This window comes from Streptomyces sp. NPDC058534 (assembly GCF_042717365.1).
Classification (GTDB): Bacteria; Actinomycetota; Actinomycetes; order Streptomycetales; family Streptomycetaceae; genus Streptomyces.
In genome coordinates this window covers 1-22,867 of the sequence record NZ_JBHXNW010000110.1, presented here as the reverse complement: position 1 = coordinate 22,867, position 22,867 = coordinate 1, and the positions used below count along the sequence as shown (strand labels likewise).

At 71.4% G+C, this 22,867-nt stretch carries 22 protein-coding genes and 3 pseudogenes; 12 read left to right on the top strand and 13 right to left on the bottom strand.

Annotated elements, in window-relative coordinates:
• The first annotated feature begins 253 nt into the window (after positions 1-253).
• Positions 254-3,406: a sacsin N-terminal ATP-binding-like domain-containing protein gene (locus ACFWR9_RS39455; RefSeq protein ID WP_383851564.1), complete on the top strand. Its 3,153-nt coding sequence runs from the start codon at positions 254-256 to the stop codon at positions 3,404-3,406.
• Positions 3,407-3,416: 10 nt separating this feature from the next.
• Here ACFWR9_RS39455 and ACFWR9_RS39450 read toward each other — a convergent pair whose 3' ends face one another.
• Positions 3,417-3,671 carry a DUF2530 domain-containing protein gene (locus ACFWR9_RS39450; RefSeq protein WP_383851561.1) on the bottom strand — a complete coding sequence of 85 codons (255 nt, stop codon included), beginning with the start codon at positions 3,669-3,671 and terminating at the stop codon, positions 3,417-3,419.
• A gap of 198 nt (positions 3,672-3,869) precedes the next feature.
• Here ACFWR9_RS39450 and ACFWR9_RS39445 point away from each other — a divergent pair, with 198 nt between their 5' ends.
• Entirely contained in the window at positions 3,870-5,285 is a 1,416-nt protein-coding gene (locus tag ACFWR9_RS39445; RefSeq protein ID WP_383851558.1) for an NCS2 family permease, read from the top strand.
• A gap of 101 nt (positions 5,286-5,386) precedes the next feature.
• Here ACFWR9_RS39445 and tnpB read toward each other — a convergent pair whose 3' ends face one another.
• From tnpB to ACFWR9_RS39430, 3 genes and pseudogenes are all read right to left on the bottom strand, one after another.
• Positions 5,387-6,844 (bottom strand): IS607 family element RNA-guided endonuclease TnpB, encoded by a 1,458-nt coding sequence (tnpB, locus tag ACFWR9_RS39440; protein WP_383851555.1) that lies wholly within the window; start codon positions 6,842-6,844, stop codon positions 5,387-5,389.
• Positions 6,841-7,370 (bottom strand): annotated as a pseudogene (locus ACFWR9_RS39435) (IS607 family transposase). The gene tnpB and the pseudogene ACFWR9_RS39435 overlap by 4 nt, the downstream one beginning before the upstream one ends.
• Before the next feature lie 130 nt (positions 7,371-7,500).
• Positions 7,501-7,578, bottom strand: a pseudogene (locus ACFWR9_RS39430) (ribbon-helix-helix protein, CopG family); the annotation flags it as partial.
• A gap of 156 nt (positions 7,579-7,734) precedes the next feature.
• On the opposite strand from ACFWR9_RS39430, the gene ACFWR9_RS39425 reads away from it, so the two are divergent.
• Positions 7,735-8,172: a MarR family winged helix-turn-helix transcriptional regulator gene (locus tag ACFWR9_RS39425; protein WP_064728496.1), complete on the top strand. Its 438-nt coding sequence runs from the start codon at positions 7,735-7,737 to the stop codon at positions 8,170-8,172.
• A 27-nt stretch (positions 8,173-8,199) separates the two neighbouring features.
• A complete protein-coding gene (locus tag ACFWR9_RS39420) occupies positions 8,200-9,561 on the top strand; it encodes an MFS transporter (RefSeq protein WP_383851552.1) in 1,362 nt (453 codons plus the stop codon).
• Between the two features lie 12 nt (positions 9,562-9,573).
• Here ACFWR9_RS39420 and ACFWR9_RS39415 read toward each other — a convergent pair whose 3' ends face one another.
• A complete protein-coding gene (locus tag ACFWR9_RS39415) occupies positions 9,574-10,134 on the bottom strand; it encodes a Uma2 family endonuclease (protein WP_383851549.1) in 561 nt (186 codons plus the stop codon).
• An 86-nt stretch (positions 10,135-10,220) separates the two neighbouring features.
• On the opposite strand from ACFWR9_RS39415, the gene thpR reads away from it, so the two are divergent.
• The gene (gene thpR / locus ACFWR9_RS39410) at positions 10,221-10,793 is read left to right on the top strand and encodes an RNA 2',3'-cyclic phosphodiesterase (RefSeq protein ID WP_383851546.1); all 573 of its coding nucleotides are present in this window, start codon (positions 10,221-10,223) and stop codon (positions 10,791-10,793) included.
• 133 nt (positions 10,794-10,926) lie between these two features.
• On the opposite strand, the pseudogene ACFWR9_RS39405 reads toward thpR, so the two are convergent.
• Positions 10,927-11,601, bottom strand: a pseudogene (locus ACFWR9_RS39405) (aldo/keto reductase); the annotation flags it as partial.
• Positions 11,602-11,778: 177 nt separating this feature from the next.
• Positions 11,779-12,171 (bottom strand): MerR family transcriptional regulator, encoded by a 393-nt coding sequence (locus ACFWR9_RS39400; protein ID WP_383851543.1) that lies wholly within the window; start codon positions 12,169-12,171, stop codon positions 11,779-11,781.
• 62 nt (positions 12,172-12,233) lie between these two features.
• On the opposite strand from ACFWR9_RS39400, the gene ACFWR9_RS39395 reads away from it, so the two are divergent.
• From ACFWR9_RS39395 to ACFWR9_RS39385, 3 genes are read left to right on the top strand one after another with little or no spacing between them, the layout of a single operon-like run.
• Positions 12,234-13,043, top strand: a complete 810-nt coding sequence (locus tag ACFWR9_RS39395; protein ID WP_383851540.1) for an alpha/beta fold hydrolase — start codon at positions 12,234-12,236, stop codon at positions 13,041-13,043.
• A complete protein-coding gene (locus ACFWR9_RS39390) occupies positions 13,040-13,411 on the top strand; it encodes a hypothetical protein (protein WP_383851538.1) in 372 nt (123 codons plus the stop codon). Before ACFWR9_RS39395 ends, ACFWR9_RS39390 begins: the two co-directional genes overlap by 4 nt.
• Positions 13,408-14,397, top strand: coding sequence for an aldo/keto reductase (locus ACFWR9_RS39385; RefSeq protein ID WP_383851536.1), 990 nt, complete (start codon positions 13,408-13,410; stop codon positions 14,395-14,397). The genes ACFWR9_RS39390 and ACFWR9_RS39385 overlap by 4 nt, the downstream gene beginning before the upstream one ends.
• 434 nt (positions 14,398-14,831) lie before the next feature.
• Here the strand turns inward: ACFWR9_RS39385 and ACFWR9_RS39380 are convergent, their stop codons facing one another.
• The 4 genes from ACFWR9_RS39380 to ACFWR9_RS39365 form a co-directional block, all read right to left on the bottom strand.
• A complete protein-coding gene (locus ACFWR9_RS39380; protein WP_383851534.1) occupies positions 14,832-15,506 on the bottom strand; it encodes a response regulator in 675 nt (224 codons plus the stop codon).
• Positions 15,503-16,756, bottom strand: coding sequence for a sensor histidine kinase (locus ACFWR9_RS39375; protein ID WP_383851531.1), 1,254 nt, complete (start codon positions 16,754-16,756; stop codon positions 15,503-15,505). Before ACFWR9_RS39375 ends, ACFWR9_RS39380 begins: the two co-directional genes overlap by 4 nt.
• Positions 16,753-16,950: a hypothetical protein gene (locus ACFWR9_RS39370; protein ID WP_383851528.1), complete on the bottom strand. Its 198-nt coding sequence runs from the start codon at positions 16,948-16,950 to the stop codon at positions 16,753-16,755. Before ACFWR9_RS39370 ends, ACFWR9_RS39375 begins: the two co-directional genes overlap by 4 nt.
• A gap of 136 nt (positions 16,951-17,086) precedes the next feature.
• Positions 17,087-17,767, bottom strand: a complete 681-nt coding sequence (locus ACFWR9_RS39365) for a GDSL-type esterase/lipase family protein (protein WP_383851525.1) — start codon at positions 17,765-17,767, stop codon at positions 17,087-17,089.
• Positions 17,768-17,879: 112 nt separating this feature from the next.
• On the opposite strand from ACFWR9_RS39365, the gene ACFWR9_RS39360 reads away from it, so the two are divergent.
• The gene (locus ACFWR9_RS39360) at positions 17,880-18,860 is read left to right on the top strand and encodes a WD40 repeat domain-containing protein (RefSeq protein ID WP_383851523.1); all 981 of its coding nucleotides are present in this window, start codon (positions 17,880-17,882) and stop codon (positions 18,858-18,860) included.
• Here ACFWR9_RS39360 and ACFWR9_RS39355 read toward each other — a convergent pair.
• On the bottom strand, positions 18,834-19,652 hold the full coding sequence (locus tag ACFWR9_RS39355) for a TetR/AcrR family transcriptional regulator (protein ID WP_383851521.1): 819 nt from the start codon (positions 19,650-19,652) through the stop codon (positions 18,834-18,836). The two genes, ACFWR9_RS39360 and ACFWR9_RS39355, sit on opposite strands and share 27 nt — an antisense overlap.
• 90 nt (positions 19,653-19,742) lie before the next feature.
• On the opposite strand from ACFWR9_RS39355, the gene ACFWR9_RS39350 reads away from it, so the two are divergent.
• Both ACFWR9_RS39350 and ACFWR9_RS39345 read left to right on the top strand, forming a co-directional pair.
• Positions 19,743-20,726: an ATP-binding cassette domain-containing protein gene (locus ACFWR9_RS39350; RefSeq protein ID WP_383851518.1), complete on the top strand. Its 984-nt coding sequence runs from the start codon at positions 19,743-19,745 to the stop codon at positions 20,724-20,726.
• On the top strand, positions 20,723-21,550 hold the full coding sequence (locus ACFWR9_RS39345) for an ABC transporter permease (RefSeq protein WP_383851516.1): 828 nt from the start codon (positions 20,723-20,725) through the stop codon (positions 21,548-21,550). The genes ACFWR9_RS39350 and ACFWR9_RS39345 overlap by 4 nt, the downstream gene beginning before the upstream one ends.
• Positions 21,551-21,566: 16 nt before the next feature.
• Here ACFWR9_RS39345 and ACFWR9_RS39340 read toward each other — a convergent pair whose 3' ends face one another.
• Entirely contained in the window at positions 21,567-22,139 is a 573-nt protein-coding gene (locus ACFWR9_RS39340) for a GNAT family N-acetyltransferase (protein ID WP_383851513.1), read from the bottom strand.
• Positions 22,140-22,392: 253 nt separating this feature from the next.
• On the opposite strand from ACFWR9_RS39340, the gene ACFWR9_RS39335 reads away from it, so the two are divergent.
• Complete coding sequence (locus tag ACFWR9_RS39335; protein WP_383851511.1) at positions 22,393-22,773, top strand: hypothetical protein; 381 nt, start codon at positions 22,393-22,395, stop codon at positions 22,771-22,773.
• Positions 22,774-22,867: the final 94 nt, after the last annotated feature.

Genomic DNA, 22,867 nt, shown 5'->3' with positions numbered 1-22,867 from the left:
TCCCCCCGCCTCGGACTCTCCCGCCCGGGATGGCTGGAGCCGCCACGGCTGGATGATGCGGCCCGGGCTGGATGATGCGGCCCGGGCTGGATGATGGCGCCCGGGCTGGATGGTGCCGCCCGGGCTGGATGGTGCCGCCCGGGCCGGATGGTGCCGCCCGGGCCGGGTGGTGCCGCCCGCGCCGGAGGAATCCCGGACCGGTGACGAGGTCTCCTCGCGGTACCTTCGTGGTCCGTCGATGAGGAGAGTCACCGTGAGCATGTTCGTGCAGCCTGCCGCCGAGGGCGCCGATCCGTTCGGTACGGCACGTCTCCGGCGCGGGGTGCTGGACGCCTGGGCGACGAGCCCGGCCCGGTTCCGTGAGGACGCCAACGCGGAGGAGGACCTCGTCCTCGGCGGCTACCGCGACCGGCTGGTCGTCGAGCTGGCGCAGAACGCCGCCGACGCCGCCGCCCGGTCCGGCGTGCCGGGCCGGCTCCGGCTGACCCTGCGCGACGGCGTCCTCGTCGCCGCCAACACCGGCGCCCCGCTGGACGCGACCGGCGTCGAGTCGCTGTCCACGCTGCGCGCCTCCGCCAAGCGGGACGCCGGAGACAGCGCCGTCGGCCGGTTCGGGGTCGGCTTCGCCGCCGTCCTGGCCGTCACCGACGAGCCCGCCGTCGTCAGCCGGCACGGCGGGGTCCGCTGGTCCCTGGCCGAGGCCCGCGACCTGGCCGCCGACACCGCCGGGCACAGCCCCGGCCTGGGCGACGAGATCCGGCGGCGCGACGGGCACGTCCCGCTGCTGCGGCTGCCGTTCTCCGCCGAGGGCAGCGCCCCCGGCCCGTACGACACGGCCGTCATCCTCCCGCTGCGCGACACGGCCGCCGCCGACCTCGCCGAACGGCTCCTGCACGCCGTGGACGACGCCCTGCTGCTCGCCCTGCCGGGCCTGGCGGAGGTCGTGGTCGAGGTCGCGGACGACGTCCGCACGCTGTCCCGCCGCACCGAGGACGCCCTCACCGTCGTCGAGGACTCCCGCGAGGGCACCACCCGCTGGCGTACCGCCGCCGCGCACGGCCCGCTCACCCCGGACCTGCTCGCCGACCGGCCGGTCGAGGAGCGGCTGCGTCCGCACTGGTCCGTGACCTGGGCGGTGCCGGTCGACGCCGACGGCGCCCCGGCGCGGCCCCGGACCAGCCCCGTGGTGCACGCGCCCACGCCCAGCGACGAGCCGCTCGGCGTGCCCGCCCTGCTCATCGCCTCCTTCCCGCTGGACTCCACCCGCCGGCACGCCGCGCCCGGCCCGCTGACCGGCTTCCTGACGGAGCGGGCGGCCGACGCCTACGCCGGGCTGCTCGCCGACTGGCGCCCGGTCGCCGCCGGTCTCATCGGCCTCGTGCCCGGCCCGCTGGGCAAGGGGGAGCTGGACGGTGCGCTGCGCCAGGCGATCCTCGAACGGCTGCCGCGCACCGCCTTCCTGCCGCCCGCCGCCGGACCGGCCGAGGACGACCCCGACCTGCCCGACTCCCTGCGCCCCCGCGACGCCGAGGTGGTGGAGGGCGCCGGCGCCGACACCGTGCGGGTCCTCGCCGAGGTCCTGCCGACCCTGCTGCCCGCCGGCCTCGAACGCCGGGTGGAGCTGCGCACGCTCGGCGTCGCCCGGGTGCCGCTGACCGACGCGATCGACCGGCTGGCCGGTCTCGAGAAGGACCCGGGCTGGTGGCACCGGCTCTACGACAGCCTCGCCGGCGTCGATCCCGACCGGCTCTCGGGGCTGCCGGTGCCGCTGGCCGGGGGCGCCGCCCAGGGCTTCGGGACGGGCTCGGGGCGCACGACCATCGGGCCCCGGCAGGTGCTGCTGCCGTCCCCCGAGGCCGCCTCCCTCGACCCGGAGGTGCTCACCCGCCTCGGCCTGAAGATCGCCCACCCGGACGCGGCCCATCCGCTCCTGGAGAAGCTCGGCGCCCTCCCGGCCACCCCGCGTGCCGTACTCACCACCCCGCAGGTCCGGGCCGCCGTCGCCGCCTCGCTGGAGGACGACGGCGCCGCGAACTGGGAGGAGGACGCCCTCGACGCCGAGGAACTGGCCGACACCGTCCTCGGCCTGGTCCGCGACGCCGGACTCGACGCCGGGGACGAGCCCTGGCTGGGCGCGCTCGCCCTGCCCGACGAGGACGGCGAACTCTCCCCGGCGGGCGAACTAGTCTTCCCCGGCGGCCCGTTCGCGCGGGTCATGCGCGAGGACGAGGTCGCCGCCGTGGACGCGGAGCTGGCCGAGAAGTGGGGGGCGGACGCGCTGGCCGCCTGCGGTGTGCTCGTCACCTTCGCGCTCGTCCGCGCCACCGACGTCGTCCTCGACCCGGACGAACTGGAGCCCCGAGATGGGGACTTCGCCGAACCCGACGACGCCGGGCTGCTGGACGCCGTGGACGTGTGGAGCGAGGACGTCCTGGACCGCTTCCCGGACACCCCCGTGCCGCCGGTCGCCACCGAGATCGTCGCCGTGCGCGACCTGGACCTGGTGGACGACGACCGCTGGCCCGAGGCCCTCGCCCTGCTGTCCCGGCCGCCCCTGCGCGACGCGCTCGTCCAGCCGGTACGCGTCCTGCTGCCCGACGGCACCCACGAGGTCGTACGGCCGTACACCGCGTGGTGGCTGCGCGGGCACCCCGTGCTCGGCGGACGGCGCCCCGCCGGTCTGCGCGCGGCGGGCTCCGACCCGCTGCTGCGGGGCCTGTACGACGAGGCCGACGCCTCCGGCTTCGGGGACGAGCAGGTGCTGCGGGCGCTGGGCGTACGCACCTCGGTCGCCGCGCTCCTCGACGAGCCCGGCGGCGCGGCCGAACTCCTCGACCGCCTCGCCGACCCCGGCCGCCCGGTCACGGCCGCCCAACTGCACGCCCTGTACGGCGCGCTGGCCGAACTGGACCCGGAGCGGGTCACCCTGCCGGACGACGTGCGGGCCGTGGTCGACGGCGAGGTGCGCGTGGTGGACGCCGCCGACGCGGTCGTGGTCGACTCGCCGGACCTGCTGCCCTTCACCTCCGGTGTGCCGCTGCTGCCGGTACGGCCGGCCCGGGCCGCCGAGCTGGCCGAGCTGTTCCAGGTGCGGCGGCTGAGCGAGTCCGTCACCGGGCACGTGGACTCCGAGGGCACCGAGCACGAGGTGCCGGAGCCGGTGCGGGTGCTGCTCGGGGCGCGGACCCCGGCGTCGTACGTGGAGCACGGGGAACTGGTCGTCGACGGTGTGGAGATCGACTGGCGGCTGACGGACGACGGGGCGTTGCACGCGGCGACGCTGGAGGGGGTCGCCGCGGGTCTGGCCTGGGCGGCGGGGCAGTGGCCGCGGCGGTTCGAGGTGGCGGCGTTGCTGGAGGACGAGTCCCGGACGGAGGAGTTGGCCCGGGACCGTTGGTTCGACTGACGGTGGCCGACTACGTGCTGTCCCGCGCCGCCCGCTTCAGGGCGGCCTCGCGGCCCCGGACGTACCAGATGCCGATCAGGCCGAGCCCGGCTCCGGCCAGGCAGGTCCACACCCACCAGGTGTGGCCGTGGTCGTCGAACCAGCCGTAGAACGGAAGCTGTACCAGGAAGAGGACGAACCACAGGACGGTGCCGCCGATGACGGTCGGAACCACGGGGCCCTCCAGGGGCTCCGGTGCCTCGTGCGTGGGTGTCCACTTCTTCATGCGTACAGCTTACGAGGAGCGGGCGAACGGGTTGTCCGCACGGCGTCATCGGGGTCTACGCGCGGAGATAGCGATCCCGGGCTCATACGTTCATACTGAACCCGTTTGTCTCTGACCATTTTCTTTCGTAGAAAACTCCAAGCGCAGAAACACCGACACGGCCGTGGGGGAACCTGCTGTTGGTGATGAGGTCTCCGCATGCCCACCTCGGCCTCCGCCAAGGTCTCCCCCCTCGACCGCTACTTCAAGATCTCCGAGCGCGGCAGCTCCCTGCCCCGTGAGATCCGCGGCGGCTTCGCCACCTTCTTCGCGATGGCGTACATCATCGTGCTGAACCCGATCATCCTGGGCAGCGCGAAGGACATGTACGGCAACCAGCTCGACAACGGTCAGCTGGTCACCGCCACCGCGCTCACGGCCGCGTTCACCACGCTGCTGATGGGCGTTATCGGCAACGTCCCGATCGCGCTGGCCGCCGGTCTCGGCGTGAACTCCGTCGTCGCCCTCCAGCTCGCCCCGCGGATGTCCTGGCCGGACGCCATGGGCATGGTGGTGCTGGCGGGGTTCGTCGTCATGGTGCTGGTCGCCACCGGACTGCGCGAGCGCGTGATGAACGCCGTGCCCTACGGCCTGCGCAAGGCCATCGCCATCGGTATCGGCCTGTTCATCATGCTGATCGGCCTCGTCGACTCCGGGTTCGTCACCCGGATGCCCGACGCCGCGCAGACCACCGTCCCGCTCCAGCTGGGCACCGGCGGTCACCTGGAGGGCTGGCCGGTGCTGGTCTTCGTCCTCGGTGTGCTGCTGACCCTCGCGCTGATCGTCCGCAGGACCCCCGGCGCCATCCTGATCTCGATCGTCGTGATGACCGTGGCCGCGATGATCATCAACGCCGTCGCCGACATCCCCTCCTGGGGTCTGACCACGCCGGAGTGGCCGGGCAACCCCGTCGCCACGCCCGACTTCGGGCTGGTCGGCGAGGTCAGCCTGTTCGGCGGGTTCGAGAAGGTCGGTGCCCTGACCGGCGTGCTGTTCGTCTTCACCGTGCTGCTGTCGAGCTTCTTCGACGCGATGGGCACGATCATGGGCGTCAGCGACGAGGCCAAGCTGACCGACGGCGAGGGTCAGATGCCGGGCATCAACAAGGTCCTCTTCGTGGACGGCATCGCGGTCGCCGCCGGCGGTGCCAGCTCCGCCTCGGCCACCACCTGCTTCGTGGAGTCCACGGCCGGCGTCGGCGAGGGCGCCCGCACCGGCTTCGCGAACATCGTCACCGGCGGGCTCTTCGCCCTGGCGCTCTTCCTCACCCCGGTCGCCACGATGGTCCCCTCCCAGGCGGCCACCCCGGCGCTGGTGGCGGTCGGCTTCCTGATCCTGGCCGGCTCGGTCCGGGAGATCGACTGGTCGGACTTCACGATCGCCGTCCCGGCCTTCGTGACGATGCTGATGATGCCGTTCACCTACTCGATCACCAACGGCATCGGCATGGGCTTCATCACCTTCTCGGTGCTGCGCCTGGCGGCCGGACGGGGCCGCGAGGTCCCGGTCACGATGTACGTGGTGTCGGCGGTCTTCGCCTTCTACTACCTGATGCCGGCCCTCGGTCTGACCTGACCGGACCGGACCGGTGGGGCTCAGGTGACCGTTGCTGAGTCTGTAGTCAGTTCTCGGCATTCCGGGCATTCCGGGCATTCCGGCCCGGAAGGTCCGTCACATCACCAAAGCGTGAGGGCTTCGGCTTGAGTACGGTCTCTCGCTTCTGTCTGCCGCTGGTGTGGCAGGGTTGCGCCACCTGCCCGCCCCGCCTCCGCCTTGCGGCGGGGGCGGGTGGCGCGGGTCTTCTGGTCGGCTTCACGAGGCTTCGACACCGCCGGGGCGGTGTCCTGGTCTCCGGCCACTCCGGTACCAGTCGTGCAGGCTGCCGCGAGGGCGGCGAGGTTGCGTGCGGCGTTGTCGTCCCGGTCGATGACCAGGCCGCAGGCGTCGCATGCGTAGGTCCGGATGTGCAGCGGCAGTTTGGCTTTCACCGCGCCGCACCCGGAGCAGGTCTTGGAGGACGGGTACCAGCGGTTGGCGACCACGAGGTGGGTGGCGTGGCGCTGGCGCATCTTGTAGTCGAGCTGGCGGCGGATCTCCCCGAATCCGGCGTCGGCGATCCGTCGGGCCAGGCGCCGGTTGCGGAGCATCCCGGCGACGTTCAGGTCTTCGACCACGACCGTGCCGTACTCGGCGGCCACGCTGGTGGTGAGCTTGTGCAGGGCGTCTTCGCGGAGGTTCGCCACCCGGTGGTGGACCTTGTTCCGCTGGGCGTTGGCTTTCTCCCACCGGCGGGACGGCTTCTGCCCGGTACCGCGGTCGGGGCCCTGGCGTCGGGACACGGTGCGGGAGGCGCGGCGCAGTTGCTTGCGTGCGGTGTCGTAGTGCCCGGGATTGGGGACGGTGCGGATCTCACCCGTCGAGTCGGCCATGACCGCGAGGGTCTTCACGCCGAGGTCGATGCCGACGGCCACGTCCGGACGTGCCACGCGTTCGAGGTCGCGTTTGACCTGGGCCTGGAAGGAGACGAACCAGCGCCCGCGTTCGTGGCGGACGGTCGCGGACAGGACCCTGGCGGTCCCGTCCTGGACGCGGGCGAGGAGCCCGGCGGTGGGTTCGTGGGTGCGGAGTGGGCCCAGGCGGGGCAGGGTGATGTGGCGGCCGTCGGCGTCGACACGGATGGTGCCGGTGGTGAACCGGCAGGCAAGACGGGCCTTCCGCTTTACTTTGAACCGGGGCGCGCCCATCCGCGCACCCTTGCGCTTGCCGTTCTTCGACTTGGCGTAGTTGTCGAACGCGGCCGACGCGTTCGCCAGCCCGGTGTTGTACGCCTCCTTGGAGTTGGCCTCCCACCAGTGGGCGAACCGGGGGTCGGTGTGCTTGGCCTCGTTGAACGCCTTCCGCAGGGCGGGCAGCGACCACGGCCGCCACTGGGTCAGCTCCGCCTCGCCGATGCCGTACGTCTCCTCGGCCTTGCGCTGCCACCAGGAGGCGGTCACCCAGCCGACAGCCCAGTTGTACGCGGCACGCGCGGCACTGCAGTGCGAACGCAGCGCGTGTTCCTGGGAGGCGTTCGGGTCCAGAGCGAACCGGAACGCCCGCACCACGAAACCGGGCTGCGGCTGGAACTTCTTCACCCGGCGTCCGCGCCGGTCGCCACGGCCACCGCGCGGGCGGCACGGTTCCTCGCCGCCCGCCGCCCGCCGCCCGCCGCCCGTACAGGCGCGCGCACATCGAGGTGAGGACTTCGGTGATATCCCGTACGAGGTCGTCGGCGGTCTCGGAGGGGTCGAGGACGACCAGGCGCCGCCCGGACGCCGACAGGACCGCTTCGAGGTGCTCGACGCCGAACCGGGCAAGCCGGTCGCGGTGCTCGACCACGATCACCGAAGCCTGCGTGTCGGACAGCACCCGGTGCAGCTTGCGCCGCCGCCCGTTCAGCCCCGAACCGACCTCGGTCACGACCTCCGCGACGGCCAGGCCCAGCCCGTTCGCACCGGACACGACCCTGGCGGCCTGCCGCTCAAGGTCGGCTTTCTGGTCGGCGGACGAGACGCGGCAGTACGCCACCACACGCCCGGACGGCTGGACGACGACCTCGTCGACCAGCCACGTCCCGGACGGCGCCTGGCGGACCGGAACGGGCATCTTCCCGTCCTTCACTCACCGCCAGGCGGTCTGGTAGCTCACGCCCTGCTGGCGGGCCCACTCCGAAAGCTTCACGAGCCCACCGTACGTGAGACATACGACTAGAAAAAGCTATGAATGACTAGAAAATATGTAGCAGCTTTCACCCCCTTTTGGCCGCATGGTGCCGGAGCCGTTCGAGCAGCTCCCCGTCCATCCGCAGGCTGAGCACGCTGGTCCCCATGCGGACGAGGGTCGCCCCCGCCGGCCGGGTGATGCTCCGATTTCCGGAAACGACTCACTCGTACCGGTGAACCGTGGGTTTCGGTGGCGGGCGTCACGGGCACGCGGGCGGTTGTGCGGTGGTATTTCGCGAGACTAATGAGTTAAGCTAAGGAACATGCCGGACCTCAAGCATGGCGACGACGCCGCCGCCGTGAACTCCCTGCGCTCCGCCGTGATGCGGTTGTCCCGTCGGCTCAAGCACCAGCGGGTCGACGAGTCGCTCAGCCCGACCGAGATGTCGGTGCTCGGCACCCTCTCCCTCTGCGGCAGCGCGACCCCGGGCGAACTCGCCCGCAAGGAACACGTCCAGCCGCCCTCGATGACCCGCATCGTGGCGCTGCTGGAGGCGAAGGGCCTGGTCCGCCTGGAGCCGCATCCCGAGGACCGGCGCCAGAAGGTCGTGACGCAGACCGAGCAGGCCGTGGTGATGCTCGACGAGAGCCGCCGCAAGCGGAACGCGTTCCTGGCCACCCTGGTCGAGGGACTCGACGAGGACGAGTGGGCGAAACTGCGCGCCGCCGCCCCCGTGCTGGAGAAGCTCGCTCACAAGTAAGCAGTTCTCGCGAGGAGGCGAACCCTTTTGAGTACGGGATCCGGAGCAGCTTCCGCCCCCGCACCTGACGGCCACGACGACCCGACCACCCCCGACGCTTCCCGCAGGACCTCGATGTTCGCCTCCCTGAAGGTCAGGAACTACCGCCTGTTCTTCATGGGCCAGGTCGTCTCCAACATCGGCACCTGGATGCAGCGCATCGCCCAGGACTGGCTGGTGCTCAGCCTCACCGGCTCCTCCGCGGCCGTCGGCATCACCACCGCCCTCCAGTTCCTGCCGATGCTCCTCTTCGGCCTCTACGGCGGCGTCCTCGTCGACCGCCTGCGCAAGCGCCCCACGCTGCTGGTCACCCAGTCCGCGATGGCCCTGACCGCGCTCTTCCTCGCCGTCCTCACCCTGACCGGCCACGTCCAGGTCTGGCACGTGTACGTCGCCGCCTTCGCGATGGGCCTGGCGACCGTGGTCGACAACCCGGCCCGCCAGTCCTTCGTCTCCGAGCTGGTCCGCCGGGACCAGCTCCAGAACGCGGTCAGCCTCAACTCGGCGAACTTCCAGTCCGCCCGGCTGGTCGGCCCCGCCGTCGCCGGCCTGATGATCACCGGGGTCGGCACCGGCTGGGCGTTCCTCGCCAACGGCCTCTCCTTCGTCGCGCCGCTCAGCTGCCTGCTGCTGATGCGCGCCCGCGACCTGCACGCCGTCCAGCGCGCCCCGCGCGGCAAGGGGCAGCTGCGCGAGGGCCTGCACTACGTCGCCGGACGCCCCGAGCTGATCTGGACCATCACGCTGGTCGGATTCATCGGCACCTTCGGCTTCAACTTCCCGGTCTTCCTGTCCGCCTTCGCCGACGACGTCTTCGACGCGGGCGCCGGCGCGTACAGCCTCTTCAACACCCTCATGGCCGTCGGCTCGCTGGCCGGCGCCCTGCTCGCCGCCCGGCGCGGCACGGCCCGGCTGCGCGTCCTGATCGCGGCGGCCGTGGCCTTCGGCGCGCTGGAGATCGTGGCGGCGACCGCGCCGCAGCTGTGGCTCTTCGCCCTGCTCATGATCCCCATCGGCGTCTTCAGCATGACGGTCAACGTCACCGCCAACACCAGCATCCAGATGTCCACCGACCCGGCCATGCGGGGGCGCGTCATGGCCCTGTACATGATGGTCTTCCTCGGCGGCTCCCCGGTCGGCGCCCCGATCGTCGGCTGGGTCACCGACACCTACGGCGCCCGGGCCGGCTTCGCCGCGGGCGGCGCGGTGGCCGCCACCGCCGCGATCGTCATCGGCCTGATCCTGGCCCGCGTCGGCAACCTGCGCCTCTCGGTCGGCTGGCACCGGGGGCATCCGCAGGTGCGGTTCGTGCCGCGGGAGCGGCGGGAGGAGCTGGCACCGGCGGCGTAACCGGTCCCCCGGTCAGTCGCGGGGGAAGTCGCCGGTCGTGAGGGTGAGGCCGACGGTGGTGCCGGTCAGGTCGACGTCCTCGCCGAAGCCGAAGCTGACGGAGCTGTGGTACTTGCCGTCCTTGGGGAGGGTGTGGAGGTGCCACTCTCCGGCGTACGGGTCGACGATCAGGTACACCGGGACTCCGGCGGTGGCGTAGGTGTCCTTCTTGGGGCCGTAGTCGTTGGCCGCGGTGTCCTTGGAGATGACCTCGGCGACGAATTCGACGTCCTGATAGCGCCAGTGACCCTTGCCGTCCCGCTGGGCGCCCTCCGCGAGGGCCACAACGTCGGAGGCGAAGCCGTTGAGGCGTCCTGGGTAGTCCACGCGGATGTCGGACCCGAGGCGCTTGAGGGGGTACCTGGACCGCAGTTGCTCGAGGACGGCCATGGTGATGTCCCAGCTGGTGTCCCGCTGAGGCCACAGAAAGATGTGACCGCCGACGATCTCGGTCTTGTATCCCTCAGGAACGGGCATCTTCTCGAGCCACTCGAACATTACGTCGATCGTGAGTTCGCCACTGCTGTCGGTCATGTCTGTCGTGCCTCCCCGGGACGAATAAAGTCGCGCGGTACAACGACATGCACGCCGCTGAGGTCATGCCGGGCAGACTGTGGCCCATGAGACTCTTCGCCGCCGTACTCCCCCCGGAGGACGTCACCGCCGCCCTCGCCGCCGAGGTGGCCGTGCTGCGGAGGCTGCCCGGGGCGGGCGGGCTGCGCTGGACGGGGCGCCCAGGGTGGCACTTCACGGTCGCCTTCTACGGCGAGGTGGACGACGATCTCGTACCCGAGCTGTCGGCCCGGCTGGAGCGGGCCGCGCGTCGCACCGAACCCTTCGAGCTGGCGCTGCGCGATGGCGGGCACTTCGGGCACGGGCGGGCCCTGTGGGTGGGGGCGGACGGTGGCCTCGCGACCCTGCGGCTGCTCGCCGAGCGGGCGGAGTCGGCGGGGCGCAAGGCGGGCGTCGCGATGGGGGAGCACCGGCGCTACAAGCCCCACCTGACGGTGGCCCGCAGCCGCGACGCGTTCGACGTACGCCCTTACGTCGAGACGCTGGACGGCTTCTCCAGCCGCACCTGGACCGTGACCGACCTGGCGCTGGTGCGCAGCCACCTGCCGAAGTCCGGGGTGCCGGGGGAGCAGCCCCGTTACGAGACGGTCGCCCGCAGCCCGCTCGGTGCCTCCGGTTAGGCTCGGAGGCGTGGACCCGAAGACCCGTAACCGGATCATGGCCGGTGTGCTCGTGCTGATGCTCGTGGTGGTGGCGGTGGCGGCGGCGCTCGGCTGAGCCTGCCGTGAGCCGGCCGCCGCCCCGCTCACCTCGCTACCAGGCGAACGCCTCCGGGGACGGCCCCGGACCCGGGAAGATCTCGTCCAGCCCGGCCAGCAGCTCGTCCGACAGCCCCAGCTCGACGGCCCGCAGTGCCGAGTCGAGCTGCTCGGCGGTGCGCGGACCCACGATCGGGCCGGTCACGCCGGGCCGGGTCAGCAGCCAGGCCAGGGCCGCCTCACCGGGCGCGATGCCGTGCTTGTCGAGCAGGTCCTCGTAGGCCTGGATCCGCGCGCGGCCCGCCGGGTCGGCCAGGGTGTCGGCGGCCCGTCCGGAGGCCCGCCGTCCGCCCTGGACCTCCTTCTTGAGCACGCCGCCGAGCAGCCCGCCGTGCAGCGGCGACCAGGGGATGACCCCGAGGCCGTACTCCTGCGCGGCCGGGATCATCTCCATCTCGGCCCGGCGCTCGGCCAGGTTGTACAGGCACTGCGCGCTGACCAGGCCGATGGTGCCGCCGCGCCGGGCGGCGGTCTCGTTGGCCTGGGCGATCTTGTACCCGGGGAAGTTCGACGACCCCGCGTACAGCACCTTGCCCTGCTGGACCAGGACGTCGATCGCCTGCCAGATCTCGTCGAAGCCGGTGGCGCGGTCGACGTGGTGGAACTGGTACAGGTCGATGTGGTCCGTCCGGAGCCGCTTGAGGCTGGCGTCGACGGCCCGCCGGATGTGCGGTGGGGCGCGGTAGCGCCCCGCTCACAAGGGGCTGCGGCGAATCAGGACTGCCCCACAGGTGCCGACCAGCCCAAAAAGCGGACAGCTCTCCTGCCGTCGGGCCAGTACGCGATCACTGCGCTCAGCCTCTTACGGTTGCACCGCCGCACACTATCCGTTGAGTTTCCGAGCCGATCAAGCAGCCACCGAAGACTGCGCCCCATCGCCACAGGGAGTCTGTGGAACGGCGTCGAGCACCGTGTCCAGCATGGCGCGAGATGCGCGAAGAGCCTCGATCTCCCTGGTGATCCGCCTTCGTTCGCCCTGGAGTTGGAGGACCAGGTCCGGGCAGGTGGGGGCCAGGCGGTCGTTGACGTCGGCGATGCAGGGCAGCACCTGGGCAATCACCGTCGTGGAGAGGCCGGCCGTCAGCAGGCTACGGATGCGGCGCACTGTCTCCACGTCCGTTTCGCTGTACTCGCGGTACCCGCTGGGCAGCCGGGTCGGCGCGAGCAACCCCTGCTGTTCGTAGTAGCGCAGCAGCCGTTCGTGTACGCCCGTCCGCTGGACCATCTCCTTCATCCGCATGAGGTGTTGTCTCTCTCCAGGGCTTGACTCTGACACTGATGTCGGAGTTTAGCGTCGTGGCCATGACCGCTGAACAGGCCGTTCTCGAACGGGATTTTGATGTGTACGTACAGGGCAGCGGCCCTGCCCTCCTGCTGGCGCATGGCGCCGGAGGCGGCATCGCTGGCAACTTCGGACTGGTCCTCGACGACCTGGCAAAGGATCACGCAGTGATCGGCCCGCACTACCCGGGGGCAGGAGGCACGCCGGTCACCACGAAGCCCATGGATCTCGACAAGCTGGCGGACGCCCTTGTCGCCTCTGCCGTGGCCCGCGGGCACGAGACATTCACCGTCCTCGGAGAGTCTCTGGGAACCACAGTCGCGGTACGTGCTGCGACCCGCCATCCTGACCGGGTGACCGGTCTTGTGCTCACGGCAGGTTTCCCTGTAGCTGATCCGGTCCTCGCACATGCCTCCCACCTCATCGCCCTGCTCGGCAAGGCAGGTGAGTGGGATGAGGTGGCTCGGCTGGCGCTCCTGGCGTGCTTGTCCGAGAGCCAGCTGGATGGAATGTCGCCCGCCGAGGTAGCGGAGGGGGCAGCGCAGGTCAAGGCGTCGTTGCCGGCGGGCATGCTCGACCATTTCGACCTCGTCTCCCGCGTGGATGTACGCCGCGACCTCACGGACGTGACGGCCCCCACCCTTGTGTTCGCGCCGACGGGAGACCGCTTGGTGCTCCCCGAGAGCTCTCGTCGGCTCGCCGCAGGAATCCGGGGAGCCACGCTGATCGAACTACCCGGAGCAGGACACATTCTGGACGCGGAACACCGGGCACACTGGCTCGGCCATGTACGCCGCTTCCTCACGTCTCTGGGCGCCATTTCCGCATGACCACCAGGAAGAGTCACGGCCAGGCCGTCGCCCTGTCTGCGCCCGCAGGCAAGCACCGAGGCGGCCTGGTCGTCCTCGCCCTCGCCACCTTCGTCGTGGTCACCACCGAGATGCTCCCGGTCGGTCTGATGTCGACGATCAGTACAAGCCTGGCGGTGTCCGAGTGCCGCGGTCAGGGGGACGCCCAGCACCAGGCACGGTGCCCCTCGGTGCTGAACTCCAGCGTCCTGCTCATGCTCCCCAGGCCGCAGCACGCACCACAAGGGGTTCGGTTTCCAGAACGGGAAAGCCTCGCCGAAGCAGGAGATCACGCCGTACGGCTGCTCTTGCATGGAGTGCGCTCGAAGCAGTTGGCTTGCGACCCATGAAGTACACACAGTTCGGACGTACCGGACTCAAGGTCAGCCGACTCGTTCTCGGCACGATGAACTTCGGTCCGCAGACAGACGAATCGACCAGCCACGGCATCATGGACGCCGCCCTTGAAGCGGGTCTGAACCTTGTAGACACCGCCAATGTCTATGGGTGGGGCGAGAACAAGGGGCGTACCGAGGAGATCCTCGGCACCTGGTTCGCGCAGGGCGGAGGTCGCCGTGACAAGACGATCCTGGCCACCAAGATGTACGGGAACATGGCCGCCGACGGCGACGCCTGGCCCAACCACGACAAGATCTCGGCGGTCAACATTCGCCGCTCCGTGGACGCCTCGCTCAAGCGGCTCCAGACGGACCACATCGACGTCTATCAGTTTCACCACGTCGACCGGAACACACCGTTCGAGGAGATCTGGCAGGCCGTCGACGTACTGATCCAGCAGGGCAAGATTCTTTACGCGGGGTCGTCCAACTTCCCCGGCTACAAGATTGCCCAGGCCAATGAGGCGGCCGCCCGGCACGGGCGCGTCGGCCTCGTCAGCGAGCAGTGCCTGTACAACCTGGCCGAGCGGCGCGCCGAGATGGAGGTGATCCCGGCGGCTCAGGAGTACGGCCTGGGCGTCATCCCGTGGTCCCCGTTGCACGGCGGTCTGCTCGGTGGCGTCCTGAAGAAGGAGGCCGGTGGCAAGCGTCGCAAGGACGGCCGCTCGGCGAGCGCCCTGGAGCGCACCGAAGTCCGCGAGCAGGTCCAGGCGTACGAGAACCTCCTCGACAAACACGGTCTGGAGCCGGGCGAGGTCGCCCTCGCCTGGCTACTCACCCGCCCCGGAGTCACCGGCCCCATCGTCGGCCCGCGCACCCAGGCGCAGTTGAATTCGGCCCTGCGCGCGCTCGACCTGGAACTGAGCGAGGAACTTCTCGCTTCCCTGGACGAGATCTTCCCGGGCCCCGGCCCGTCCCCGGAGGCTTTCGCCTGGTGATCGCCTAGCGCTTCGCGGTCAAGGCCGTCGCCCGTTCCGCTGGGTGGCGGCCTCGCGCCAGTGGCATCAACGTACCTCTTTGACCTTGAGTCCTGTGCGTCCCAGCTGCGTGTACTCCATGGTTCCGTCTTCTGCCGCTTGCCGCTGCGTAGCCTCATGTTCCGTCTCCTTCATCCGTTCACTGCTTCGACGGGATGGAGAGTGCGGCTTCGGCTACGCCCCGGGCGTCATACCCGGGAGCCAGTGTGGGGGTGCTACCGGAGTAGGGGGTGGCGGAGGAGAGAGCGGGCCGTGTCCTCCGCCGGGGCCCGGGACGTGGCCCGGCGACGGAACCGCTCCGCCGGGCGGGGAGAGCGCCCGACGAGGCCGCGGGGTGCCGGCATCAGTGCCGGCATCCGCACCGGCGACGCGGCGGGCGAGCGCCTGGGGCCGTCCTACTCGCCCGGTGCCACCAGCCCCGATTCGTACGCGAAGACCACCGCCTGGGCGCGGTCGCGCAGGTCGAGCTTGGTGAGGACGCGGCTCACGTGGGTCTTCACCGTCTGCTCGGCCAGTACCAGCGTCTGGGCGATCTCCGTGTTGGACCGGCCGCGGGCCACCAGGGTGAGGACCTCGGTCTCGCGTTCGGTGAGGGCCTTGAGCCGCAGCGCGGGCTTGCCCCGGGTGGCGGGGCGCTGCCGGGCGAAGTCCGCGATCAGCCGGCGCGTCACCGACGGGGCGAGCAGCGCGTCGCCCGAGGCCACGACGCGGACCGCCGCGATGAGGTCGGCGGGCGGCGCGTCCTTCAGCAGGAAGCCGCTCGCGCCCGCCCGCAGCGCCTCGTACACGTAGTCGTCGACGTCGAAGGTGGTGAGCATCAGGACGCGCGGCCGGTGGGTCACACCCGGCGGGGGCGACAGAAGGCGGCGCGCGGCCTCCAGGCCGTCCATCTCGGGCATGCGGACGTCCATCAGCACGACGTCGGGTTGGGTGCGCCGGCTCAGCTCGACGCCCTGCGCACCGTCGGGGGCCTCGCCCACCACGTCGATGTCGCTCTGCGCGGCCAGCAGCGCGGCGAAGCCCGCCCGCACCATGGCCTGGTCGTCGACGATCATGACGCGCGTCGTCACGTGAAGTCCTTGTCAGTCAGAGGGAGTTGGGCGGCGACCCGGAACCCGCCGTCCGGCAGCGGCCCCACGTCGAGGGTGCCGCCGATGATCCGTACCCGCTCGCGCATGCCGACCAGGCCGTGCCCGGTGCCGCCCACCTCGAGCGGCGCGGCGGGCGGCTCCGGCGGCGGCCCGTTGACGACCAGGACGGTGAGCCGAACCCCGCCCTCCGCGTCCCCGCCCTCCGCAACGGGCTCCGACACCGACAGCGACACCCGCGTCGCAGCACCCGGCGCGTGCCGTACGACGTTCGCGAGGGCCTCCTGGACGATCCGGTACGCCGAGAGTCCCACCGCCTCCGGCACCTCGGCGTCGCAGGGGGTGAACTCCACCGGCCCGCCGGTCCTCGCCGTCGCTTCCACCAGCTGCCCGATCTGCGTGAGACCCGGCTGGGGCACCAGCTCGCCGTGCGCCTCCTCGTTGCGCAGCACACCGAGGAGCCGTCGCATCTCGCCGAGCGACTCCCGCGCGGTGGCCGCGATGGAGGTGAACTCCTCCCGCACGTCCGGCGGCAGCGTCGCGAGGCGGTACTCCGCGGTGTCCGCCTGCACCGTGATGACGGACATGTGGTGCGCCACCACGTCGTGCAGCTCGCGCGCGATGCGGGCGCGTTCCTCCAGCAGCGTCCGCCGGCCGCGCTCGGCCTCGCTGATCGTCTCCTGCTCGACCAGCCTGCGCTGCACCTCGTACCGCTCGCGCAGCACACCGCCCAGCAGGAGCGCGACGCCCCCGAGGATCGTGAGCAACAGGCCCTTGGCGCCGGAGCCGTGGGGCGCCACGAACCCCAGGCCGACGTTCGCGCCCGCCGTCGCCAGCCACACCAGCAGCAGCGTCCGGCGCCGCTCGCGCAGGCCCAGGGCGAGGCACAGGCCGACGTACCCGACGATCTCCATGGGCGGGAACGGCCACAGGAGGCGCTCTTCGAAGTCGACGGTGAGCAGGGCCAGCGCCCCGGCCACGTCCGCGGCGAAGATCACGTACCAGGCCTGCAGCGGACGTACGACGGCGAGCAGCAGCGGCGCCGCCTGTGCGACGGCCAGCGCGCTCGCGAGGCCGCCGCTCAGGCCGTAGTCGGCGGTGAGGACCACGATGGTGGTGGGCAGCAGGGCGACGCACAGCACGAACGCCACGGCCCACGGCAGCAGCCGTACCCACCGCCGCGAGGCCCCCGCGAGCAGCGCGCGCGGGCGTTCCGCCTCAACTGAGGTCATGGGCACCAGCCTATGTGCGGCGGGACGGCGTCCGGACAGGCGCGACAGCGTCGGCTCCTCACGTCCGCCGGCCAGGCACCGGTGCCGGGAGGCGGACCGAGGGGCGCGCTCTCACCGGCCGCCGAGGCCGAGACCGCCGTGCTGCCGACCAGCAGCGCGGTCAGTACGGCGGTGGCCTTCCCGAACCCGCGCATCCGTCCCTCTCCCTCTGTCTCGTCCGTCGTGACGGAGAGGAAGGTAGGAAGACGGTCGGGGGCGCGGCGTCACACTGGGGAGCCAGGTCGGGAGTGATACCCCGGTAGGGGGTGGGTCAGATGCCGGCGACGGCGTCTACGCGGCGGCGGAGTAGGGCCCGCCAAGACCCCACCCCTCGTCCATCGCCTCGGCGAACGCCTCCGCGATCCGGTGCTCGCCGCTCTCGTTCGGGTGCGTGCCGTCGTACGTGTCCGCGTGGAACTCGTACGCCGCGGGCGTCGGGACGAGCAGCAGGGAGGAGCGCGGTTCGTCGAGGGCGGCGACGGTCTTGGCGAGGAGTTCGTTGAAGCGGTGGACCTGCCCGGCGAAGGTGGGGTCCGCGTCCACCCGGATGTTGTGCAGCACCGGCATCACGGCCATGCGCACGCGCGGGTTCGCCGAGCGGGCCTCGGCGACGAAGGCGCGGGCGTTGTCGGCGGTTTGCTCGGCGTTCGTGTAGAAGCCGAGGTCGATCAGGCCGAGGGAGACCAGGAGCACGTCCGCGCGGTACTCCCGTACCGTCTCGCCGATCAGCGGCGTCATGTGGTGCCAGCCCTCGCCCCAGCCGGCCAGGTGGGCGCGCGGGAAGCCGGGCTCGGCGTAGGCGTACGAGGTGGGGGCGTCCGCCACCTGGTCGTGCAGTGTCTCGCGCGGGCCGACGCAGGTGAAGGGGCGGCCGTACGAGGCGCACAGGTGCTGCCACAGCCGGTAGCGCCACGTGTGTTCGCCGGCGCTTCCGATCGTCATGGAGTCACCGACGAACATGAACCTGAGCATCCGCTCATCATGGACGATCGGTCCGGCCGGCGCGATGTGAGCCCGACCACCCAGGGTGACCGCCCGCGTGACCGCCCGCGTGAACGCCCGCGCGGGATGGCAGGCTTGGCGCATGCGCCGACCCCTCGCCCTCCTCGCCGCGGCCCTCCTCGTGGGCGCGTTCGCCGTGCCCGCCTCCGCAGCCGACGGCGTCGCCGGGAGCGACGGGTTCACGATCAAGGACCCGCGCATCACCGAGTCCAGCGGCCTCGCCGCCTCCCGCCTCCACCCGGGCGTCTACTGGACGCACAACGACCAGGACAACGGGCCCTACCTGTACGCCGTCGACGGCGCCACGGGCGAGACCGTCGCCCGCGTCGCCCTCTCCGGCGTCGGCAAGCCCCGTGACGTCGAGGCGATCGCGGTCGGGCCGGGCAACAGGATCTTCGTCGGTGACATCGGGGACAACCTCGGCGGCACCTGGCCGTACGTGTGGATCTACGAGCTGCCCGAGCCGAAGGAACTGAAGGACCAGACCGTCAAGGCGACGCAGTACGTCGTGAAGTACGCGGACGGCGCCCGGGACGCGGAGTCGATGGCCGTCCACCCGAAGACCGGGCGGGTCTACCTCATCGACAAGAACGAGGACGGCGGGCATCTCTACGAGGGCCCGGCGAAGCTCTCCGCCTCCGGCACCAACGTCTTCCGGCCCACCGTCCCCGTCGACCTCTGGGCCACCGACGCCGCGTTCTCCCCGGACGGGAAGTCGCTCGCCGTACGCGGCTACCTCGGGGGCATCTGGTACGACTGGAACGGCGGGAAGATCCAGCGCAAGGACCGGATCAGCGTGCCCCTCGGGCAGGGCGAGTCCGTCACCTACACCACCGACGGCGCGAAGCTGCTGCTCGGCATGGAGGGCGCGAACAGCCCGGTCAGGGCCGAGGACACGCCCGGCAGCGGCGACGGCGCGGGCGGGGGCGGCTCCGACGCCTCGGACGGGGACAGCGACGGGTCCGGCGCCCCGGGCGGGGACACGCTCAAGGTCGGGGCGGCCGGGCTGGTCGTCGCGTGCCTCGCGCTGTTCGGGCTACGACGGCTGTTCCGGCGGCGCTGAGCAGGCGGAGCCCTTTGGAGGGGCCACGGCGGGAGCCGCCGATTTCCGGGCGGTCACGAACACCTCAAGACCGTCCAGGATGCGCTGGAGACCGAACTCGAAGTGGTCGAAGCCCGGGCCGAAGGTGTCCTCCGACAGCCCGGCGAGGACGGGGTAGCGCCCGCTGGTCATGGCCTTCACCAGCACCGGCTCCTGCGCCTCCCAGAACTGCGCGTCGGTGAGTCCCGAGCTGCGCTCGGCCTCCTCCGCGTACACCTGGGTGCGGGCGGCCCCGACGACGTATCCGTCGACCATGACGATCGCGGACAGCAGCTCGGGGTCGGTCAGCCCCATCGGCTTGATCCGGGTGAGCACCTTCTCCATGCCGTCCAGCGCGCTCGGGCCGAGGATCGGGCGGGACTGGTTGACCTCCAGCAGCCAGGTGTGGCGGCGGTAGAGGGCGAGCGTGGCGTGGCCGAGGGCGTGCAGCGCCGAGCGCCAGTCGCCGTCGCCGAGTTCGGCGGGGTTCTCGGAGGGGCGTTGCACGCGGTCCAGCATCAGGTCGAGCAGCTCGCCCTTGCCGGGGACGTAGCGGTACAGGGACATCGTGCCGGTGCCCAGCTCGGTGGCGATGCGGCGCATCGAGACGGCGCCGAGCCCCTCCCGGTCCGCGACCTCGACGGCGGCCGCCACGATCCGCTCCAGCGTCAGGCCCGGTTTGGGCCCCCGGCTGGGCCGCCGGCCGGTGTCCCACAACAGTTCGAGGGTGCGGCCGATGTCGCCGCTGCCGCTGGTCTCCGTGCCGCTCGCCATGGGGTCAGTCTAGGACCGCGGGAAAAAACTGGGTACGGCGTACGCGCAATCGGGTACGGTGTACTCAGTTGGCGAGTGAGAGGGGGACCCATGAGCGACGGACACGCGGTACGGGCCGAGGGCCTGGAGAAGCGCTACGGCGAGAAACACGCCCTCGACGGCTTCGACCTGGCCGTCCGCGAGGGCACCGTGCACGGCCTGCTCGGGCCGAACGGCGCGGGCAAGACCACGGCGGTACGCATCCTGTCCACGCTGATCCGGCTGGACGGCGGCCGGGCCGAGGTGGCCGGCCTCGACGTCGCCCGGCAGCCGCACGAGGTGCGCGCCCGGATCGGCCTGACCGGCCAGTACGCGGCGGTGGACGAGGTGCTCACCGGCCGGCAGAACCTGGAGATGTTCGGGCGCCTGTTCCACCTCGGCGGACGCCGGGCGCGGGCCCGCGCCGTCGAGCTGCTGGAGCGGTTCGACCTGACCGACGCCGGCGACCGGGGCGTCGGCAAGTACAGCGGCGGTATGCGGCGCCGCCTGGACCTCGCCGCGTCGATGATCCTCGCCCCGTCCGTCCTGTTCCTGGACGAGCCGACGACCGGCCTCGACCCCCGCAGCCGCGGTGAGGTCTGGGACTCGGTGCGGGCCCTGGTGGCGGGCGGCACGACCGTGCTGCTGACCACGCAGTACCTGGAGGAGGCCGACAAGCTGGCCTCCCGCATCACCGTCATCGACCAGGGCCGGTCCATCGCCGACGACACCCCGGACGGCCTGAAGAACCTGGTCGGCGGCGACCGCGTCGAGGTCGTGGTCGCCGAACGGGCCGACATACCGCGGGCGGTGAAGGTGGTCGCCCGGGTCTGCGAGGGCGAGCCCGAGACCGACGAGGAGACGCTGCGCGTGCACGCCCCGGTCACCGACCGGGTGTCCGCGCTGACCGAGGTGGCGCGCACCCTCCAGGACGAGGGCGTCGCCGTGGAGGACATCGGGCTGCGCAGGCCGAGCCTCGACGACGTGTTCCTGCGCCTGACCGGACACCGCACGGATCGCACGGACCGTGCGGAGAAGGAGGCGGTGGCGGCATGAGCGCCCTCGACCTGACGACCGGGGAGACCGGCGGTCGCGGACGGCTGTACTGGCTGCTCGCCGACTGCGGCAACATCGTCCGTCGCGGCCTGCTCCACTACCAGCGCCAGCCCGTCAACATCGCCTGGCAGCTGGGCTTCCCGATCCTGTCCGTCCTCCTGTACGGCTACGTCTTCGGCAGCGCGATGACGGTGCCCGGCGGCGGGGACTACAAGGACTTCCTGATGCCGGGCATGTTCGTGATGACGATGGCGTTCGGCTTCATCAACACCGCGACGCTCGTCGTCCACGACTCCACCAAGGGCGTCATCGACCGGTTCCGCTCCATGCCGATGGCCTCCTCCGCGGTGGTGGCCGGACGCGGCATCACCGACCTGCTGGCCGCCTGCGCCGAGCTGGCCATCATGATGCTGACGGCGATGGCCATGGGCTGGCGTCCGGACGGGGGCTGGGGCTTCGTGGCCGCGTTCGGGCTGCTGCTGTGGCTGCGGTTCGCGCTGATCTGGATCGGCGTCTGGCTGGGCCTCCTCGTCCCCAACCCGGAGGCGGCGGGCGGCCTGTTCGCGGTCGCCTTCCCCCTGACGATGATCTCCAGCATCTTCGTCGCCCCGCAGCTCATGCCCGACTGGCTGGGCTGGGTGGCCGCCTGGAACCCGATCTCCTCCACGGCGGCGGCCGCCCGCGACCTGTTCGGCACACCGGTCGGCGGCGGCGACTCGTGGATCGAGCAGCACGCGCTGCTGATGGCGGTCGTATGGCCGGTGATCCTGACGGCGGTCTTCCTGCCGCTGGCGGTACGGCGGTTCAGGAAGCTCAGCAGGTAGGGACGCGCGACGCCCGTCAGCGGGCCGGGGCGGGTACGGCCGACGGCGGCCACTCGCGCCTGAGCAGTCCGTACACCCACGTGTCGGACACCTCGCCGTTCACGACGCACTCTTCCCGCAGGGTCCCTTCACGCACGAATCCGACCTTCTCCAGGACCCGGGCCGATGCCGCGTTGCGCGTGTCGGCCTCGGCCTGGACCCGATTCAGGTCCAGCGTGTCGAAGGCCCACCGCAGGACGGCGTGCGCGGCCTCCGTCGCGTAGCCGTGGCCCCACATCGCCTCGTCGAGGCAGTAGCCCAGTGACGCGCTGCGGAAGTCCGGGTTCCACTCGGTCAGACCGCACCAGCCGACGAAGGCCCCGTCGGAGGAACGGTCGATGGCCACCCGCGCGCCGATGCCTTCGTCCGCCATCTTCCCGCACGTCGAGACGAAGCGATCCGCGCGAGCGCGTTCCTTCCACGGCGCGGAGTCCCAGTAACGCATCACGCGGGTGCTGCTGTGCAGCGCGAAGAGGGCGTCCGCGTCGGCGGCGGTGAAGGGCCGCAGGCGCAGGCGGGTGGTGTGCAGTACGGGAGTGGCAAGAGTCATGCGCACCATCCTGGGTTCTCCTGGTGCGGGCAGAACACCGAATTTCCGAGCACGTACGGCCGCACCACGCAGTCCTCGGTTCGCCAGGGTGGGGTCAGTGGTACGTCCGGCGGCGTCGTCCAACAGGGTTCGTCCCTCGGCCACGGCAGGTAACGGCCGACGGCCCGGCAGCGCTTGTGCCAGCGGCGCCAGCGGGCGTCGTACGGGCTGGGATCCGGGGCTGACTGCGATACTGGACGCGCTGGCGTCAGGAGTGGCGGACGACACCGACAAGTCCAGGTCCAGGGGCAGCATCGAGACGGACGAGGGCGGGGACGTGGACCGTGTGGACTGGGCGGAGATCGTCGAAATCGGCCTGGGTGAGGGCCCGGGGCGTGACTACTGGAGGCATCTGATGGCCACTTACACCCCGAACTTCCCGGGCAGCAACACGATCGTCGAAGAGTATTGGCTCAAAGGTCGCGCCAAGGGCCAGGCCGAGGGCATTCTGCACATTCTCGAGGTGCGGGGTATCGAGATCTCCGACTCCGTCCGGGAGCGGGTTGCCGACTGCACCGATCTCGACGTGCTGGTGAGCTGGCTCGACCGCTCCCTGAGCGTGGCGCACGCCGAGGAGTTGTTCGGCGAGGAGTAGAGCGTACGGATGCGCGGAGGGGGGGGGGGCGGGGGGGGGGCCGGGGGGCCCCCCGCGCGGGGGGCGGGGGAGGGGGGGAGTGGAGATGAGATCA

What these genes read in the sequence shown, in the direction of transcription:
- ACFWR9_RS39450 (WP_383851561.1), bottom strand. Translation starts at nt 3,671, where the DNA reads ATGAAGAAGTGGACACCCACGCACGAGGCACCGGAGCCCCTGGAGGGC.
- ACFWR9_RS39445 (WP_383851558.1), top strand. Translation starts at nt 3,870, where the DNA reads ATGCCCACCTCGGCCTCCGCCAAGGTCTCCCCCCTCGACCGCTACTTC.
- ACFWR9_RS39425 (WP_064728496.1), top strand. Translation starts at nt 7,735, where the DNA reads ATGCCGGACCTCAAGCATGGCGACGACGCCGCCGCCGTGAACTCCCTG.
- ACFWR9_RS39415 (WP_383851549.1), bottom strand. Translation starts at nt 10,134, where the DNA reads ATGACCGACAGCAGTGGCGAACTCACGATCGACGTAATGTTCGAGTGG.
- thpR (WP_383851546.1), top strand. Translation starts at nt 10,221, where the DNA reads ATGAGACTCTTCGCCGCCGTACTCCCCCCGGAGGACGTCACCGCCGCC.
- ACFWR9_RS39400 (WP_383851543.1), bottom strand. Translation starts at nt 12,171, where the DNA reads ATGCGGATGAAGGAGATGGTCCAGCGGACGGGCGTACACGAACGGCTG.
- ACFWR9_RS39395 (WP_383851540.1), top strand. Translation starts at nt 12,234, where the DNA reads ATGACCGCTGAACAGGCCGTTCTCGAACGGGATTTTGATGTGTACGTA.
- ACFWR9_RS39390 (WP_383851538.1), top strand. Translation starts at nt 13,040, where the DNA reads ATGACCACCAGGAAGAGTCACGGCCAGGCCGTCGCCCTGTCTGCGCCC.
- ACFWR9_RS39385 (WP_383851536.1), top strand. Translation starts at nt 13,408, where the DNA reads ATGAAGTACACACAGTTCGGACGTACCGGACTCAAGGTCAGCCGACTC.
- ACFWR9_RS39375 (WP_383851531.1), bottom strand. Translation starts at nt 16,756, where the DNA reads ATGACCTCAGTTGAGGCGGAACGCCCGCGCGCGCTGCTCGCGGGGGCC.
- ACFWR9_RS39370 (WP_383851528.1), bottom strand. Translation starts at nt 16,950, where the DNA reads ATGCGCGGGTTCGGGAAGGCCACCGCCGTACTGACCGCGCTGCTGGTC.
- ACFWR9_RS39365 (WP_383851525.1), bottom strand. Translation starts at nt 17,767, where the DNA reads ATGCTCAGGTTCATGTTCGTCGGTGACTCCATGACGATCGGAAGCGCC.
- ACFWR9_RS39360 (WP_383851523.1), top strand. Translation starts at nt 17,880, where the DNA reads ATGCGCCGACCCCTCGCCCTCCTCGCCGCGGCCCTCCTCGTGGGCGCG.
- ACFWR9_RS39355 (WP_383851521.1), bottom strand. Translation starts at nt 19,652, where the DNA reads ATGGCGAGCGGCACGGAGACCAGCGGCAGCGGCGACATCGGCCGCACC.
- ACFWR9_RS39350 (WP_383851518.1), top strand. Translation starts at nt 19,743, where the DNA reads ATGAGCGACGGACACGCGGTACGGGCCGAGGGCCTGGAGAAGCGCTAC.
- ACFWR9_RS39345 (WP_383851516.1), top strand. Translation starts at nt 20,723, where the DNA reads ATGAGCGCCCTCGACCTGACGACCGGGGAGACCGGCGGTCGCGGACGG.
- ACFWR9_RS39340 (WP_383851513.1), bottom strand. Translation starts at nt 22,139, where the DNA reads ATGACTCTTGCCACTCCCGTACTGCACACCACCCGCCTGCGCCTGCGG.